At 60.2% G+C, this 15,309-nt stretch carries 17 protein-coding genes and 1 pseudogene; 7 read left to right on the forward strand and 11 right to left on the reverse strand.

Going from position 1 to position 15,309, the window contains the following annotated elements; all coding sequences use genetic code 11:
* Positions 1-101: 101 nt before the first annotated feature.
* The 7 genes and pseudogenes from recA to BLW69_RS07120 all read left to right on the forward strand — a co-directional run bounded on the left by recA (position 102) and on the right by BLW69_RS07120 (position 6,906).
* The gene (gene recA / locus BLW69_RS07090; RefSeq protein WP_062456635.1) at positions 102-1,190 is read left to right on the forward strand and encodes a recombinase RecA; all 1,089 of its coding nucleotides are present in this window, start codon (positions 102-104) and stop codon (positions 1,188-1,190) included.
* 228 nt (positions 1,191-1,418) lie between these two features.
* A complete protein-coding gene (gene alaS, locus BLW69_RS07095; protein ID WP_092660832.1) occupies positions 1,419-4,076 on the forward strand; it encodes an alanine--tRNA ligase in 2,658 nt (885 codons plus the stop codon).
* 53 nt (positions 4,077-4,129) lie between these two features.
* Positions 4,130-4,996, forward strand: coding sequence for a tRNA 2-thiocytidine(32) synthetase TtcA (gene ttcA, locus BLW69_RS07100; RefSeq protein WP_092660834.1), 867 nt, complete (start codon positions 4,130-4,132; stop codon positions 4,994-4,996).
* Positions 4,997-5,036: 40 nt separating this feature from the next.
* Positions 5,037-5,861 (forward strand): inositol monophosphatase family protein, encoded by an 825-nt coding sequence (locus tag BLW69_RS07105; RefSeq protein ID WP_092660836.1) that lies wholly within the window; start codon positions 5,037-5,039, stop codon positions 5,859-5,861.
* 96 nt (positions 5,862-5,957) lie between these two features.
* Positions 5,958-6,172, forward strand: a pseudogene (locus tag BLW69_RS23175) (ArsR family transcriptional regulator); the annotation flags it as partial.
* Positions 6,156-6,641, forward strand: coding sequence for an SRPBCC domain-containing protein (locus BLW69_RS07115; protein WP_092660838.1), 486 nt, complete (start codon positions 6,156-6,158; stop codon positions 6,639-6,641). The pseudogene BLW69_RS23175 and the gene BLW69_RS07115, both read left to right, overlap by 17 nt.
* A 67-nt stretch (positions 6,642-6,708) precedes the next feature.
* Positions 6,709-6,906: a hypothetical protein gene (locus BLW69_RS07120; protein ID WP_092660840.1), complete on the forward strand. Its 198-nt coding sequence runs from the start codon at positions 6,709-6,711 to the stop codon at positions 6,904-6,906.
* A gap of 344 nt (positions 6,907-7,250) precedes the next feature.
* On the opposite strand, the gene BLW69_RS07125 is transcribed toward BLW69_RS07120, so the two are convergent.
* The 11 genes from BLW69_RS07125 to purS all read right to left on the reverse strand — a co-directional run bounded on the left by BLW69_RS07125 (position 7,251) and on the right by purS (position 15,301).
* On the reverse strand, positions 7,251-7,520 hold the full coding sequence (locus tag BLW69_RS07125; protein ID WP_092660841.1) for a DUF6959 family protein: 270 nt from the start codon (positions 7,518-7,520) through the stop codon (positions 7,251-7,253).
* A gap of 690 nt (positions 7,521-8,210) precedes the next feature.
* Positions 8,211-9,416: a multidrug effflux MFS transporter gene (locus BLW69_RS07130; protein WP_092660843.1), complete on the reverse strand. Its 1,206-nt coding sequence runs from the start codon at positions 9,414-9,416 to the stop codon at positions 8,211-8,213.
* Between the two features lie 118 nt (positions 9,417-9,534).
* Complete coding sequence (grxD, locus tag BLW69_RS07135; protein ID WP_062456655.1) at positions 9,535-9,867, reverse strand: Grx4 family monothiol glutaredoxin; 333 nt, start codon at positions 9,865-9,867, stop codon at positions 9,535-9,537.
* A 151-nt stretch (positions 9,868-10,018) separates the two neighbouring features.
* The gene (locus tag BLW69_RS07140; protein WP_092660845.1) at positions 10,019-10,282 is read right to left on the reverse strand and encodes a hypothetical protein; all 264 of its coding nucleotides are present in this window, start codon (positions 10,280-10,282) and stop codon (positions 10,019-10,021) included.
* A 16-nt stretch (positions 10,283-10,298) separates the two neighbouring features.
* Entirely contained in the window at positions 10,299-10,535 is a 237-nt protein-coding gene (locus tag BLW69_RS07145) for a BolA family protein (protein ID WP_062458029.1), read from the reverse strand.
* Positions 10,536-10,685: 150 nt separating this feature from the next.
* Entirely contained in the window at positions 10,686-12,893 is a 2,208-nt protein-coding gene (gene purL / locus BLW69_RS07150) for a phosphoribosylformylglycinamidine synthase subunit PurL (RefSeq protein WP_092660847.1), read from the reverse strand.
* 102 nt (positions 12,894-12,995) lie between these two features.
* Positions 12,996-13,559 (reverse strand): acyloxyacyl hydrolase, encoded by a 564-nt coding sequence (locus BLW69_RS07155; RefSeq protein WP_244508759.1) that lies wholly within the window; start codon positions 13,557-13,559, stop codon positions 12,996-12,998.
* Positions 13,560-13,663: 104 nt separating this feature from the next.
* The gene (locus BLW69_RS07160) at positions 13,664-14,041 is read right to left on the reverse strand and encodes a hypothetical protein (RefSeq protein WP_062456663.1); all 378 of its coding nucleotides are present in this window, start codon (positions 14,039-14,041) and stop codon (positions 13,664-13,666) included.
* 71 nt (positions 14,042-14,112) lie between these two features.
* A complete protein-coding gene (gene purQ, locus BLW69_RS07165) occupies positions 14,113-14,787 on the reverse strand; it encodes a phosphoribosylformylglycinamidine synthase subunit PurQ (RefSeq protein WP_062456665.1) in 675 nt (224 codons plus the stop codon).
* Positions 14,784-15,041 (reverse strand): hypothetical protein, encoded by a 258-nt coding sequence (locus BLW69_RS07170; protein WP_062456667.1) that lies wholly within the window; start codon positions 15,039-15,041, stop codon positions 14,784-14,786. The genes purQ and BLW69_RS07170 overlap by 4 nt, the downstream gene beginning before the upstream one ends.
* Positions 15,042-15,058: 17 nt before the next feature.
* Positions 15,059-15,301, reverse strand: coding sequence for a phosphoribosylformylglycinamidine synthase subunit PurS (purS, locus tag BLW69_RS07175; protein ID WP_062456669.1), 243 nt, complete (start codon positions 15,299-15,301; stop codon positions 15,059-15,061).
* Positions 15,302-15,309: the final 8 nt, after the last annotated feature.

Below are 15,309 nucleotides of genomic sequence, written 5' to 3' on the forward strand. Positions count from 1 at the left end.
GCTGATAAAAGCCTCTTGATTGATGAGAACAAAAAGAGTACACGATGTCCATCGGCTGCTTCATTGCTTGCGTGGCGGCAATAACCTAAAGGTGGGACCTCATGGCACAGAATTCATTGCGGCTCGTAGAGGATAAAGGCGTGGACAAGAGCAAGGCGCTCGAAGCAGCACTCTCACAGATCGAACGATCCTTCGGTAAGGGATCGATCATGAAGCTTGGCTCGAACGATAGCATCGTCGAGATCGAGACAGTTTCCACCGGTTCCCTGAGCCTTGATATTGCGCTCGGCATCGGCGGTCTGCCGAAGGGCCGTATCGTCGAAATCTATGGTCCGGAAAGCTCGGGCAAGACAACGCTTGCCCTGCAGACCATTGCCGAGGCTCAGAAGGGTGGCGGTGTTTGCGCCTTCGTCGACGCGGAACACGCACTCGATCCGGTCTATGCCCGCAAGCTCGGCGTCGATCTGCATAACCTCCTGATCTCGCAGCCTGATACGGGTGAGCAGGCGCTTGAGATCACCGATACGCTGGTGCGTTCCGGTGCTGTCGACGTTCTCGTCATCGACTCGGTTGCGGCATTGACGCCGCGCGCCGAAATCGAAGGCGAAATGGGCGACAGCCTGCCGGGTCTTCAGGCCCGTCTGATGAGCCAGGCACTGCGCAAGCTGACAGCGTCGATCTCCAAGTCGAAGACGATGGTGATCTTCATCAACCAGATCCGCATGAAGATCGGCGTGATGTTCGGTTCGCCGGAAACGACGACAGGCGGTAACGCGCTGAAATTCTACGCGTCCGTCCGTCTCGACATTCGCCGCATCGGCCAGGTCAAGGAACGCGAAGAAGTCGTCGGCAACCAGACGCGCGTCAAGGTCGTCAAGAACAAGATGGCGCCTCCGTTCAAGCAGGTCGAATTCGACATCATGTATGGCGAGGGCGTGTCCAAGACCGGCGAGCTCGTCGATCTCGGCGTTAAGGCTGGGATCGTCGAGAAGTCGGGCGCATGGTTCTCCTACAACAGCCAGCGCCTTGGTCAGGGCCGCGAGAACGCGAAGTCGTTCCTGCGAGACAACCCGGAAGTGGCGCGTGAAATCGAGACGTCGCTGCGCCAGAATGCCGGCCTGATCGCCGATAAGTTCCTGCAGAATGGCGGACCCGATGCCAATGACGGCGACCAGGCCCCCGACCCTTGATCGGGCTTGGGTTGGGATGCCGGTCTAGGGCATCCTGACGCTGATCTTCGCCGGTTTTTCGGCTTTCAAATCTTGCCGGCCGCCATCGCAAAGATGCGCGGCCGGTCTGCGTTTCGGGCGGGTTTGGGATGATTAGGGGTGCTGTGGCTGGACAGTCGGGAACGCGGACGATACAAGCCTTTCGTCTTCGAATAACAGCATCGCACCCGGCGATAAAAAGGGCTTAGCATGAGCGGCGTGAATGAAATCCGGTCGACGTTTCTCGACTATTTCCAAATGAACGGCCACGAGGTTGTGTCCTCGTCCCCGCTTGTGCCGCGCAATGACCCGACGCTGATGTTTACCAATGCCGGTATGGTGCAGTTCAAGAACGTCTTTACCGGTCTTGAAAAGCGCCCCTACACCACGGCGACCACCTCCCAGAAATGCGTGCGCGCCGGTGGCAAGCACAACGATCTCGACAATGTCGGTTACACCGCCCGCCATCTCACCTTCTTCGAGATGCTCGGCAACTTCTCGTTCGGCGACTACTTCAAGGAAAACGCGATCGAGCTTGCCTGGAAGCTGGTCACAGAAGGGTTCGATCTGCCCAAGCACCGGTTGCTGGTCACGGTCTATTCGGAAGACGAGGAAGCTGCGACGCTGTGGAAGAACATCGCCGGCATTTCCGACGACAAGATCATCCGCATTCCCACTTCCGACAATTTCTGGCAGATGGGCGATACCGGCCCCTGCGGTCCGTGCTCGGAAATCTTTATCGACCAGGGCGAAAATGTCTGGGGTGGACCTCCGGGCTCGCCTGAAGAAGACGGCGACCGCTTCCTGGAATTCTGGAACCTCGTCTTTATGCAGTACGAGCAGACGGCACCCGGCGAGCGTACGCTGCTGCCGCGCCCGTCGATCGATACCGGCATGGGTCTCGAGCGCATGGCCTGTGTCCTGCAGGGCAAGCAGAGTGTGTTCGACACCGATCTGTTCCAGACGCTGATCGGAACGATCGAGGATGTCCTGAGCGTGAAGGCCGAGGGCAGTGCCAGCCACCGCGTCATCGCCGACCATCTGCGTTCGTCCGCGTTCCTGATTGCCGACGGCGTCCTGCCATCCAACGAAGGCCGTGGTTACGTGCTTCGCCGCATCATGCGCCGCGCCATGCGCCATGCGCAGCTGCTCGGTGCCAAAGAACCTGTGATGTACAAGCTGCTGCCGACGCTGGTGCAGGAAATGGGCCGCGCCTATCCGGAACTGGTGCGCGCCGAGGCGCTGACCGCGGAAACGCTGAAGCTCGAGGAAACCCGCTTCCTCAAGACGCTCGAACGTGGTTTGTCGCTGCTTTCGGACGCGACCAGCACGCTCGACAAGGGCGACATGCTCGACGGCGAGACGGCGTTCAAGCTTTACGACACCTACGGTTTCCCGCTCGACCTGACGCAGGACGCGCTCCGCGCCCGCGAAATCGGCGTCGATCTCTCCGGCTTTACCGATGCGATGGAACGCCAGAAGGCGGAAGCCCGCTCGCATTGGGCAGGCTCCGGCGACAAGGCGACCGAAACCGTCTGGTTCGAAATCAAGGAAAAGTTCGGCGCCACCGAATTCCTCGGCTATGACATCGAGACTGCCGAAGGCGTCGTCCAGGCGATTGTCAAGGATGGCAAGGCCATCGACAGTGCCTCGAGCGGCGATGCCGTCCAAATCGTCGTGAGCCAGACGCCGTTCTACGGTGAATCCGGCGGCCAGATGGGCGATGCCGGTTTGATCTCGACCGACCACGCCAAGCTTGAAGTGACCGACGTCCAGAAGCGGGGCGAGGGGCTGTTTGTCCATATCGCAACCGTGACCGAGGGCACGTTGAAGGCTGGCGACGCGGTCATCCTCGCCGTCGATCACGCCCGCCGTTCGCGCTTGCGCTCGAACCATTCCGCGACGCATCTGCTGCATGAAGCCCTGCGGGAAGTGCTCGGCACACACGTGGCGCAGAAGGGCTCGCTGGTCGCTCCTGAGCGTCTGCGGTTCGACGTGTCGCATCCGAAGCCGATGTCGTCAGAGGAATTGCAGGTCGTCGAGGATATGGCCAACGCCATCATCCTGCAGAACGCGCAGGTCACGACGCGCCTGATGAGCGTCGACGATGCGATTGCCGAAGGCGCAATGGCATTGTTCGGCGAGAAATACGGCGATGAAGTTCGCGTCGTCTCGATGGGCAAAGCCGTTGATGGTCCGAAGGCCGGCAAGCCTTACTCGATCGAACTCTGCGGCGGCACGCATGTCAACGCGACGGGCGATATCGGCCTTGTGCGCATTCTCTCCGAAAGCGCCGTCGGCGCCGGTGTTCGCCGTGTCGAAGCGGTGACGGGGGATGCAGCGCGTGCCTATCTTGCCGAGCAGGATGAGCGTGTGAAGACCTTGTCCGGCGCGCTGAAGGTTCAGCCGACCGAACTCGTTTCTCGCGTCGAGGCGCTGATCGACGAGCGTCGCAAGCTTGAGAAGGAGTTGGCGGATGCCAAGCGCCGGCTCGCCATGGGTGGCGGTCAGCAGGGCGGCTCTGCCGACGACATCCGCGAGATCGCTGGCATCAAGTTCATGGGCAAGGCGCTGGCCGGCATCGACGCGAAGGACCTGAAGGGGCTCGCGGACGAAGGCAAGGCCACGCTCGGTTCCGGCGTCGTGACCCTGATTGGCGTTTCTGAAGACGGCAAGGCAAGTGCGGTCGTGGCGGTGACGCCTGATCTCATCGGTCGCTTCAGTGCTGTCGATCTGGTGCGGATCGCCTCTGCAGCGCTCGGCGGCAAGGGCGGCGGCGGACGGCCGGATATGGCGCAGGCCGGTGGCCCTGACGGTGCCAAGGCCAATGAAGCGCTGGAAGCCGTGGCGGCAGCGCTCGGCGCCTGAGAGTTGGAATGATCGGGCGGCCACTGGCCGCCCGTTTCACATGAGGTTTGGACATGGGATTGAACGCAACAATACAGGATGAGATAGACGAGGTCGTGGATGGCCTCGTGCCGTCCCTATTCAGGGATGCGCCGAGTTCGGTCTCGTTCAACAAGTTGCGCAAGCGGCTGCTGCGGCAGGTTCGTCAGGCATTCGACGATTTCGGCATGCTGAAAGATCAGAAACGCTGGCTGGTCGGCCTGTCCGGCGGCAAGGACAGCTATTCGCTTCTCGCCATTCTGCTCGATCTGCAGTGGCGCGGCCTGCTTCCGGTCGAGCTGCTTGCCTGCAATCTCGATCAGGGACAGCCGAATTTCCCCAAACACATCCTGCCTGATTATCTCACCTCGATCGGCGTCAAGCACCGGATCGAGTATCGCGATACCTATTCGATCGTGAAGGAAAAGGTGCCGGCGGGCGGAACCTACTGCGCGCTCTGTTCGCGGCTTCGGCGCGGCAATCTCTACCGGGTTGCCCGCGAAGAGGGTTGCGACGCTCTGGTTCTCGGGCACCACCGGGAGGATATTCTCGAAACCTTCTTCATGAACTTCTTTCACGGTGGACGGCTTGCCGGGATGCCGGCGAAGCTTCTGAACGACGAAGGCGACGTGATGGTGCTGCGGCCGCTCGCCTATTGCGCCGAGGACGATCTGGCGAAGTTTTCTGCTGCCATGGAATTCCCGATCATCCCGTGCGACCTCTGTGGCTCGCAGGACGGGCTGCAGCGCAATGCGATGAAGGCGATGCTTGCCGATATCGAGACGCGCATGCCGGGCCGCAAGGATACGATGCTGCGGGCGCTGGCGCATGTGAACCCGTCGCACCTGCTTGACCCGAAACTGTTCGACTTCTCCGGCCTCAGCGCCAACCCCGCCGTCTGATCACCGACAAACTGCTCCCACTACTGCAGGATCACACACCATGACCATGCCGCTCGATATAGCCAAGCTTGCCGATATCCTGCGCCTTGCGGCGAAGGAAGAGATCCTGCCGCGGTTCCGGCGGCTTGGAAGCGGCGACGTGCGTTCCAAAAGCGAGCCGTCGGATCTGGTGACCGAAGCGGACGAGGCGGCCGAGCGTCTGATCCGGCGCGAGCTTGAAGCGCTGGCGCCTGATGCTCTGTTTGTCGGCGAAGAATCGGTGGCCGCCGATCCGTCCCTGCTGGGCAAGCTTGGAGGTTCGGATTTCGCGATCGTCGTCGATCCTGTCGATGGCACGTTCAATTTCGCATCGGGCATTCCCGCTTTCGGCGTCATGGTTTCGGTCGTCTGGAAAGGCGAAACGGTGGCCGGCATCATCTACGATCCGATGGGTGACGACTGGGTGATGGCGGAAAAGGGCGCAGGCGCCTTCCTGCGCCGTCCTGACGGCGATGCGGTGCGCCTTGCAGTGGCAGAACCAAGACCGATCGGCGACATGGTCGGAATGGCGTCACCCGGGTATTTCTTCGGCGAGGAGAGAGAGCGGCTGCTGGCCAATTTGGCGAAGGTGCGTTTCTTTGCCAACTATCGATGTGCCGCGCACGAGTATCGCACCTTTGCCGGCGGGCACGTGCAATACCTTCTCTACAACAAGCTCATGCCTTGGGATCATCTGGCGGGCACCCTGATTGCCACGGAGGCCGGCGGTTATGCGGCGCGCTTCGACGGATCCGAGTACCTGCCGGACCACGTGGATGGCGGGCTGCTGGTCGCGACCTGCAAGGACAGCTGGCAGATGCTGCGCCGCGAACTCATCGGCGACTGAGCCTTCAAGGGGTCGGTCCCAGTAGAGGGCGAAACGACACCGTAAGCCAACTCCGTTGTCCTCGTTGAACCCTCGTGTATTCTGGTGCCGGAGGGCGGCATGAGGAAGCATATCCAGGTTCTCGAACGAGCGGGCTCGTTGTCACCGAGTAGATCGGACGGGTGAGAATCTGCAGGCTTGAGAAGCACGGACTTGAGGCGGAGGCCGAGTGCGTAGAGGCGCACCGAAAGCTTCTCGAGGCCCGCTTCGAAGCATTGAATGAACTCATCAGTACCATGCAACGGGAGGTAACCGATGAATCAGCAAGTTGACGTGACATCATTGGAGCGTAGGGGCGATCGCGAATTGGCCGTCACGCGGACATTCAATGCGCCGGCGAGCGCCGTTTTCAGGGCGTGGAGTGAGCCCGAGATGTTCCAGGCCTGGTGGGTGCCAAAATCGGTCCCCGGCCTATCGCTCGTATCGTGCGACATGGACGTGCGTACCGGCGGCAAGTATCGGCTGGAATTCGGTGCTGGCGGCGATTCCGATACCATGGCCTTTTATGGCAAGTATCTCGAGGTCGTACCGAACGAGCGCATTGTCTGGACCAACGACGAGGGCGAAGAGGGCGCGGTCACGACCGTGAGCCTCGAGGACCAGGGCGGAATGACGCTGTTGCGTTTCCACGAGGTCTATCCGTCCAAGGAGGCGCTTGAGGAGGCCCTGCAGGGCTCGGCGGTCGCATTGCCCGAGCAGTTGGACCAGCTCGACGAATTGCTGACCAGCAAAGCTGAGTAGCGCTGTTGCGGAAACGCATCGGGGCAACGTATGCCTTAGGCGCGCTAACCCCCCGAGCTTTTCGCGGGTGGTGAAGGCAAAGCAAACCAATCTCGCGGCGCCGTTTTATGTCCGCAACGGGCCGAAAGGCGTCTTCGGCAGCGTTGCGCCAGAAGCGGTCATCAAGCAACGGCGCTATCACGAAGTCTGCGGGAGCGATACTTCCTTCATCCAAATCGGGATGAGGCAGACAGAAATGAACGCGTTCACCGATATCCAAGCATAGGCAAAGAGCAGGCCCGCGGCTGCCGCAGAACCAGCGCCACCAGTGGCCGCCAGTTCGCTTCCAGTATAATTCCAGTGTTCTCGTGCAATCTTGGCGAAGGCTATTCCGTGAAAAAGGATTGGAAGCAGCCAGATTAGCGTCCTATGCCCATAGTTGAGTGCGAGCCACTGCCCCCTGCGGAAAGCACAGCTGGAACAAGACGGATACTGAGAATGAGAAAGTCTAACAAAGCTACTCCTCCTGCTCGCGTCGCATTCAAAAACTTTTTAGCTCAAGCTGCGAGGGCCGTTTCGGGCCGACAAGCGACTTCGGCAACTTCGCGTCGATATCAGACCTGCTGAACGTCAACGGAAGTAAGGCAGATCGATCGCTTGCTCTGAGCAGACCTGTTCATAGAAGTTCTGGATTGCCAAAAGATCGTGGAGCAGCACTTCGATCTCGTCACCGAGTTCAGCCAGGTCTTGCTTCGCAAGAAGCCTCTGCATTTGAGCAACCTGCGTCGTCATGCTGTGCAGCGTATCGCCTTGGAAAACGACCCCCGGATACTTCCTGTCAGGCATTTGTACGACAGCGTAGTTGGACGGCGGTGTTAACATTGTCGCGTGGGAGGTCATCGTCGGTCCTCGATCCCTATATCATTTCACGGAAGCATGACCGCAATGGGCCAACAGCCGTCTTCCGCTTCGCGCCAGTTGCGGAAGTAGAACGTATTCAAGCTTGATCCAGTATCAACGCAAGGAAGCATAAATTTCAACAACCCGAATGACTGCTGCCGGCCGGTTGCGGACATAGAACGGCGCCGGCCGCTTGCTATGTGCAGCACTATTGCTTCGCTCGATTTACAACGATTATGCGGCCCAGAAATACGATAACAAAGGGTGTCCATAGTGCGAGGACTAAATAGTAGACTGCGGTCGCCCCGACACACTCACTTTCATCGATGCGACAGGACTGAGCTACTCCAAGTCGAAGAGGTGACAGAGCGAGGCCTAGTGCTGCTCCAACAACCAGCAGAGACATCCATGTCCGGAAACCTTGGCGAACGATCAAGGTGAATGTGATGATTGCGATACAAGGCAGCAAAGCTATCAACCCTAAAGGCATAGTTTCTTCCCAGTCAGTCACAGACGTAACTAAATACTATCCGATCTGATTGTTGTCGCAATGTCCGTTATCGGCCGACTGCTGACTATCTCCCTTAGAGTGTCCTTTCGCCCTCTATCGGAACCGACCCCTTCAAGACAAAGCGGATACGAAAAAGCCGGCTCGCTCCGGCCTTTTTTGCGCTCTGATGTCCTGAACTGTCAGGCCCTGTGGTTGTGGGGTCGGAAGAGCTTTCCCTTTTCGCCGATCAGCACGAAAATCAGGCCGATGACGGAGACGGTAAAGAAGCCTGCCACCATTGGGGTCGCCGTGCCGTCGAAGGCCTGGCCGATCGATGCGCCGATGATCGCGCCGCCGACCGTGCCCATGAAGCCGAGAACGGAGGATGCGGTGCCCGCCACGTGGCCGAGGGGCTCCATTGCCAGCGAATTGAAGTTCGAGGCGATCAGGCCGAACAGGAACATGGCCATGGCGAAGAAGGCCAGGAACAGCAGGAAGGGCATCGGTTCGGATGACAGCAGTTGTACGGTCAGCCACAGGAAGGTGACGACAACAAAGCCGATGATGGCGGCATGCGACAGCTTGCGCATTCCGAGCCGGCCGACCCAGCGGGAGTTGAGGAAGGCCGAGATCGACATGAACAGAGCGACCGCAGCAAACGCCACTGGGAACCAGACGCCGAGCTGGTAGATGCCGACATAGACCTGCTGGGCCGAGTTGATAAAGCCGAACAGGGCGCCGAAGATGAAGGTGCTCGCAAGCGTGTAGCAGAGCGCCATGCGGTTGGTGAGAACGATCAGGAAGCCGGCGACGATGGACTTTACCGTGAACGGGCGGACATCGGCCGGATCGAGCGTTTCGGGCAGCTTGCGGGCAACCCAGATCGTGACGATGACCGCGACGACGGCGATGAAGACGAAGATCAGGTGCCAGTCACCAAAGAGCAGCACGAGCTGTCCCGTTCCGGGCGCGATAATCGGCACAATCATGAACACCATCATGATGAGTGACATGACTTCCGCCATGGCACGCCCGCCGAACACGTCGCGAACGATCGAGACCGAGATGACGCGGGTCGCAGCCGATCCGATGCCCTGGATGAAGCGCAGGATGAGCAGGCCCGCAAACGAGGGTACGAAAACGACGGCGATCGCGGAGACGATATAGATGCCGAGACCGATCAGCAGTGGCGTGCGTCGGCCGAAACGGTCGGAGATCGGGCCATAGAAGAGCTGGGCGATGCCGAAGCCGAACAGATAGGCCGAGACGACATACTGTCGATGGTTCTCGTTCTCGACGCCGAGTGCTGCGCCGATCTGCTGTAGTCCGGGAAGCATGATATCGATGGCGAGGGCGTTGAGTGCCATCAGAGCGGCCATCATGGCAATGAATTGTGCCCTTCCCATGCCTTGCAGCTTTGGGACAACGGGATGTGAAGGATTTGTCACGGGGGATTTCCTAAAGAATGGGAAAGGCGCCGTGGGAGCGGCGCCTTCAAAATTTTGGAGAGTATATCAAGCCGGATCAGGCTGCGCGGACGGTAATGCCCTGTTCCTCGATATGGGTTTTGAGCTCGCCGGACTGGAACATTTCGCGGACGATATCGCATCCGCCAACGAATTCGCCCTTGATATAGAGCTGAGGAATCGTCGGCCAGTTGGAATAGTCCTTGATGCCCTGGCGGATTTCCGCGTCGGCCAGAACATTCACGCCCTTATAGTCGAGCCCGAGGTAATCGAGGATCTGGACGACCTGGCCGGAGAAACCGCATTGCGGGAACTGGGGCGTGCCCTTGAGGAAGAGAACGACATCGTTCGTCTTGATTTCGTTTGCGATGAAGTCGTGAATGCCGCTCATGATCTTTCCTTTCACATGCGGTTTCAAGGACCGCTGCGGTGTCTTGCCCCTTAAATAGCAAGGTGACCTTACTAATTCCAGCGCAATTCCGCTTGAAGTGTCAAACTGTTTACGCCCTGGGGCGAGGGACCCGGTGTCCTCGCGCAGAGGGTTACCGGCTGCGCTGCTTGCTGCGACTGTTCGCCGTGCGTCGCCGGCTCGTCTGCTTTTTGGCGGGCTTTACGACTTTCGATCGCGCGCCGGGCTTCTTCGCGGTGAACCTGCCCGTCGTCGCGGACCTTGTGCCTACCGATGTAGCGGCGCGTGTCTGACGCTTTTTGCGCTTGGAAGGCGTGCGGCCGTGCGACTTGCCCAGAAGCTGCTTGACGAGATCGTCGACAACGCTGGTCACGATCTGCTTGATCAGGTCGGACATCGCACCCGAAGCTCCGTTACTCTGATGGAGCGGAGGTCTGAAGCGCGAGGGCGTGCAGAACGCCGCCCATATTGCCCTTCAGTGCTTCGTAGACCATCTGGTGCTGCTGGACGCGGCTCTTGCCGCGGAACGCGTCTGCCACGACCTCTGCGGCATAGTGATCCCCGTCGCCCGCCAGATCGCGGATCGTGACCTTGGCGCCGGGAATTCCGGCTTTGATCATGTCTTCGATATCGCCGGGGCGCATGGGCATGGTGTCTTCCTCATATTCGGCCGCAGACTCATATCGCGGCATGCTTTGACCGAAAGACTGCCTGAAAGCCGTCCTCCGGTCAAAGAGGTAACAACCTCAAATACAGATTGCTAGAAGATTTGGATCGATCGACGTCGCCCGACCCATGCCTCATGCCATGAACGAGGGGAACCAGCTCTCGTGAGCAATGGTGAGATCCTCGACAGTGATGTCGACGATGTCATCGATGACGACGCGTTCGCCGGCGACCTTGCCGAGGCGGCGGAAGGGCACGGCTGCACCTTCGGCATTGGCCTGCAGGAAATTGGCGATGTCGGCGGGAACGGCGATCACGTAACGCGCCTGATCTTCGCCGAACAGGAGCGCATGCGCCGGTCCGCGCTGTTCCGACAGGCTGACGGTCATGCCCTTTTCGGATGCCATGGCCATCTCGACGAGGGCGAGACCCAGACCGCCGGAGGAAATGTCGTGGCAGGCGCTGACGTGGCCGTTGCGGATCGCCGAGCGGACGAAGTCACCGTTGCGGCGTTCGGCGGAAAGGTCGACTGTGGGTGCTGGGCCTTCGGTCGAGCCGAGGATGTCGCGCAGGTAGATCGAGGAGCCGAGATGGCTGCCATCGGTACCGATCATGATCAGCACGTCGCCGTCGCCGGCCGAGCCGATCCTTGCCATCTTCTGCCAGTCGGGCAGCAGGCCAACGCCTGCGATCGTCGGGGTCGGCAGGATGGCGACGCCGTTGGTCTCGTTGTAGAGGGAGACGTTGCCGGAGACGATCGGGAAATCGAGTGCCAGGCACGCTTCACCGATGCCCTTGATGGCGCCGACGAGCTGGCCCATGATCTCAGGCTTTTCCGGGTTGCCGAAATTGAGGTTGTCGGTGGCTGCGAGCGGTTCTGCGCCGGTCGCGACGATGTTGCGCCAGCATTCGGCGACCGCCTGCTTTCCGCCTTCATAGGGGTCTGCCTCGACATAACGCGGCGTGACATCGGACGAGAAGGCCAGCGCCTTGGTGGGATGGGTCTCGATGCGCACGACGCCAGCATCGCCGCCGGGGCGCTGCAGCGAATTGCCCTGGATCAGCGTATCATACTGTTCCCAGACCCAGCGACGGCTGGACTGGTTGGCAGAGCCGACCAGCTTCAGAATGGCATCGTTGTAATCCGTCGGCGCTGCAACGTCGGCCGCGGATAGGTCGGGGCGCGGGTTGTGCTGGATCCAGGGACGGTCGTATTCCGGTGCTTCGTCGCCCAGTTCCTTGATCGGCAGGTTGGCGACTTCCTCGCCCTGATGGATGACGCGGAAACGCACGTCATCCGTGGTCTTGCCGACGATTGCGAAATCGAGGCCCCATTTGACGAAGATCGCCTTGGCGACTTCTTCCTTCGATGGCTCCAGCACCATGAGCATCCGCTCCTGGCTTTCCGAGAGCATCATTTCGTAGGCCGTCATGCGCTCTTCGCGCACTGGGACCTGGTCGAGCTGCAGTTCGATGCCGAGGCCGCCCTTGGCGCCCATTTCGACGGCCGAGCAGGTGAGGCCAGCGGCACCCATATCCTGGATGGCGATGACGGCGCCGGTCTTCATCAGTTCGAGGCAGGCTTCGAGCAGGCACTTTTCGGTAAAGGGGTCGCCGACCTGAACGGTTGGGCGCTTCTCCTCGATATCGGCGTCGAATTCGGCCGATGCCATCGTGGCGCCGCCGACACCGTCGCGGCCGGTCTTCGCACCGAGATAGACGACGGGCAAGCCAACGCCCTTGGCTTCCGACAGGAAGATTCCGTCGGATTTTGCAAGTCCAGCTGCGAAGGCGTTGACGAGGATGTTGCCATTGTAGCGTTCGTCGAACTCGACTTCGCCTCCGACCGTGGGCACGCCGAACGAGTTGCCGTAACCGCCGACGCCGGCAACGACGCCGGAGACGAGGTGTTTTGTCTTCGCGTGGTCAGGAGCGCCGAAACGCAGGGCGTTCATGGCCGCAATCGGCCGTGCACCCATGGTGAAGACGTCGCGCAGGATGCCGCCGACGCCCGTCGCCGCACCCTGGTAGGGCTCGATATAGGACGGGTGGTTGTGGCTCTCCATCTTGAAGACGACGACATCGCCATCATCGATGTCGACCACGCCGGCGTTCTCGCCAGGCCCCTGGATGACGCGCGGGCCCTTGGTGGGCAGCGTCCGCAGCCAGCGCTTGGACGACTTGTAGGAGCAGTGCTCGTTCCACATGGCCGAGAAGATACCGAGTTCCGTATAGGTCGGCTCGCGGCCGATCAGATCCAGGATCCGCTGATATTCGTCGGGCTTGAGGCCGTGGGATGCGACGAGTTCTGGCGTGATCGGGAAGCTGTTCGGAATGGTCATGATCTTCTCTATGTTGCGGAGCGAGATATGCGCCGCTCTTTAGCCTATGTCTTGACGAGGCGCGACAAGAAAATGCCGGCGCGCCACAGGCAAAAGCCGAGATCAGAACCGGTAACCTACCGTCAGACCCGCGCGGGTCAGACCATCGTTTGGTCCGTCGCAGAGATTGGCGTGAGACGAATGGCCCGCCTGCGCCAGGAGCTGCCAGTTTCCGAGAAGTTTGACGCCTGCGGCCACATATTCGTGGAAGAGTGCGCGGCAGCCAAGCTGAGGGTCGTCGCCGCTGTCCAGGTTGCCGTCATGCAGCGCGCCGCCGAAGCCTGCTTCCACGAAGACATTGCGCGTGACCGGCATTGTCCACGAGAAGCCTGCATAGACCTGGCTCGTTTCGCCCGTGGTGCTGAGTTCGCCGCCGACGTGAAGACGGGGCCGCAGGACCTTCTCAACGCCCGTCGCCTGTTCACGACCGAACGGATCGGTGAGGAGCATTCCCGTCAGGAAGACGCCGTTTTCCTTGCGACCGCTGTCCAGGGAGGTGAGGACTCCAAAACGCGCGTCGTCGAACAGTTGTTCGGCAGCAACGATCGGTGTCGCGACCATGGACAGGAATGCCAAGGGTGCAGCGAGGGCGATCCGCGCCGGCAGTGTCAGGGAAATCGGCGGCAAACTACACTCCTCGAATCGGCATTATGTTGCCGTTTGAGGAGAGAGTGGTCTGCGAAACTCGTACGGAGCTTACGCTATCGACAGAAGGCTTCTGACGGTCGAGATCAGCAGTTGGTGTTGCCAGCGGCCCAGCGTTGCACATCGGCGTTGACGCGGCCCGACACAGGCTCGCTCATCAGCGGGCCGAAGGTGGAAAGCTTGGCAGGTCTGCCCTCCGCCTGCACCACGAGAAGCGGACGGATATCGGACGAGCCCTTGCGTGTCAGAAGAAAGCGTGGACGACCGGAGAAGGACGTCAGTTCCGGCGCGAACGCGTAGGACTTGAAGGCCGGGTCGCCCGACCGGAACCAGCAGCGATTGGCGCCAACGGCAACCTTTTCCATCACGTCGAGCGCCGATGCGTTGCTGACCGCTTTGACGGGTGGTTTCGACTGGCAGGACGCGAGCGCGGTCCCGAGAGCGACAAGAGAAATGGCAGTCATAGTACGGTAAGAGATCTGCATGTCGTTCCCGGAGGGTTATGGTATTGTCTGCTACGGAGACCTGAGACAGGTCAGGCAGCGATCACGTCGAGCGCCGAGGCAAAAAGGCCGCGACCGTCACTGCCGCCATGCGCGGCTTCGATCAGGTTTTCCGGGTGCGGCATCATGCCGAGAACGTTGCCGCGCGCGTTGATGACGCCAGCGATATCGCTCAACGAACCGTTGGGGTTGGTGCCTTCCGCATAGCGGAACACGACCTGGCCCTTGTCTTCCATGGAAGCGAGCGTGTCTGCGTCGACAAAGTAGTTGCCGTCATGGTGGGCGACCGGGCAGCGGATGATCTGGCCCTTGCCATAGGCGCGGGTAAAGTCCGTTTCGGCATTCACCACTTCGAGCTTCACGTCCTTGCACACGAACTTCAGCGACGTATTGCGCATCAGTGCACCCGGCAGCATGCCCGCTTCGACCAGGATCTGGAAGCCATTGCAGACGCCCATGACCTTCACGCCCTGTTCGGCCTTCTGCTTGATGGCCTGCATGACCGGCATGCGGGCAGCAATTGCGCCACAGCGCAGATAGTCGCCGTAGGAGAACCCGCCCGGAATGACGATCAGGTCGATATCATCAGGGATCTCGGTTTCCGTCTGCCAGATGGTGACGGGCGCCTGGCCGGAGATCTTGGTGAGGGCGGCGATCATGTCGCGGTCGCGATTGAGGCCGGGAAGCTGGACGACGGCGGACTTCATGGGTGCGGTTCAAACCTTGCCTGTGCCTCAGACAGCTCGCGCAGCTCGAGGCGGGTTTCGATACGGTCGAGACGCAGGTCGTGGCGCGCCAGTGCCGTGTGGATATTATGCATGTCCTGATGGAGCGATATCATCGCACCACGCATGGCATTCACTTCTGCCTTCAGATCCCGTTGGCCGATTTTGATGTCAGATATGTCTGCTTGCACGCGCTTCATCAGTTCGTACATGAGTTCATTCGTGACGTCGGCCATGACACACCCCGCAACCGTTAGTCGATTGCGATAGTATAGTTCTCGATTACCGTGTTAGCCAGAAGCTTTTCGCACATCGACTTCAGGTCTGCTTCGGCTTTTACCTTATCGGTGCCCTCAAGGGAAAGGTCGAACACCTTGCCCTGACGAACATGGCCGACGCCTTCGAAGCCCAAGCTTCCGAGCGCGCCTTCGATGGCCTTGCCCTGCGGGTCTAGAACGCCGTTCTTGAGCGTAACGGTCACGCGTGCCTTGATCACTGAATATC

The sequence above is a fragment of the Rhizobium sp. NFR12 genome (genome assembly GCF_900108545.1).
GTDB lineage: Bacteria > Pseudomonadota > Alphaproteobacteria > Rhizobiales > Rhizobiaceae > Neorhizobium > Neorhizobium soli.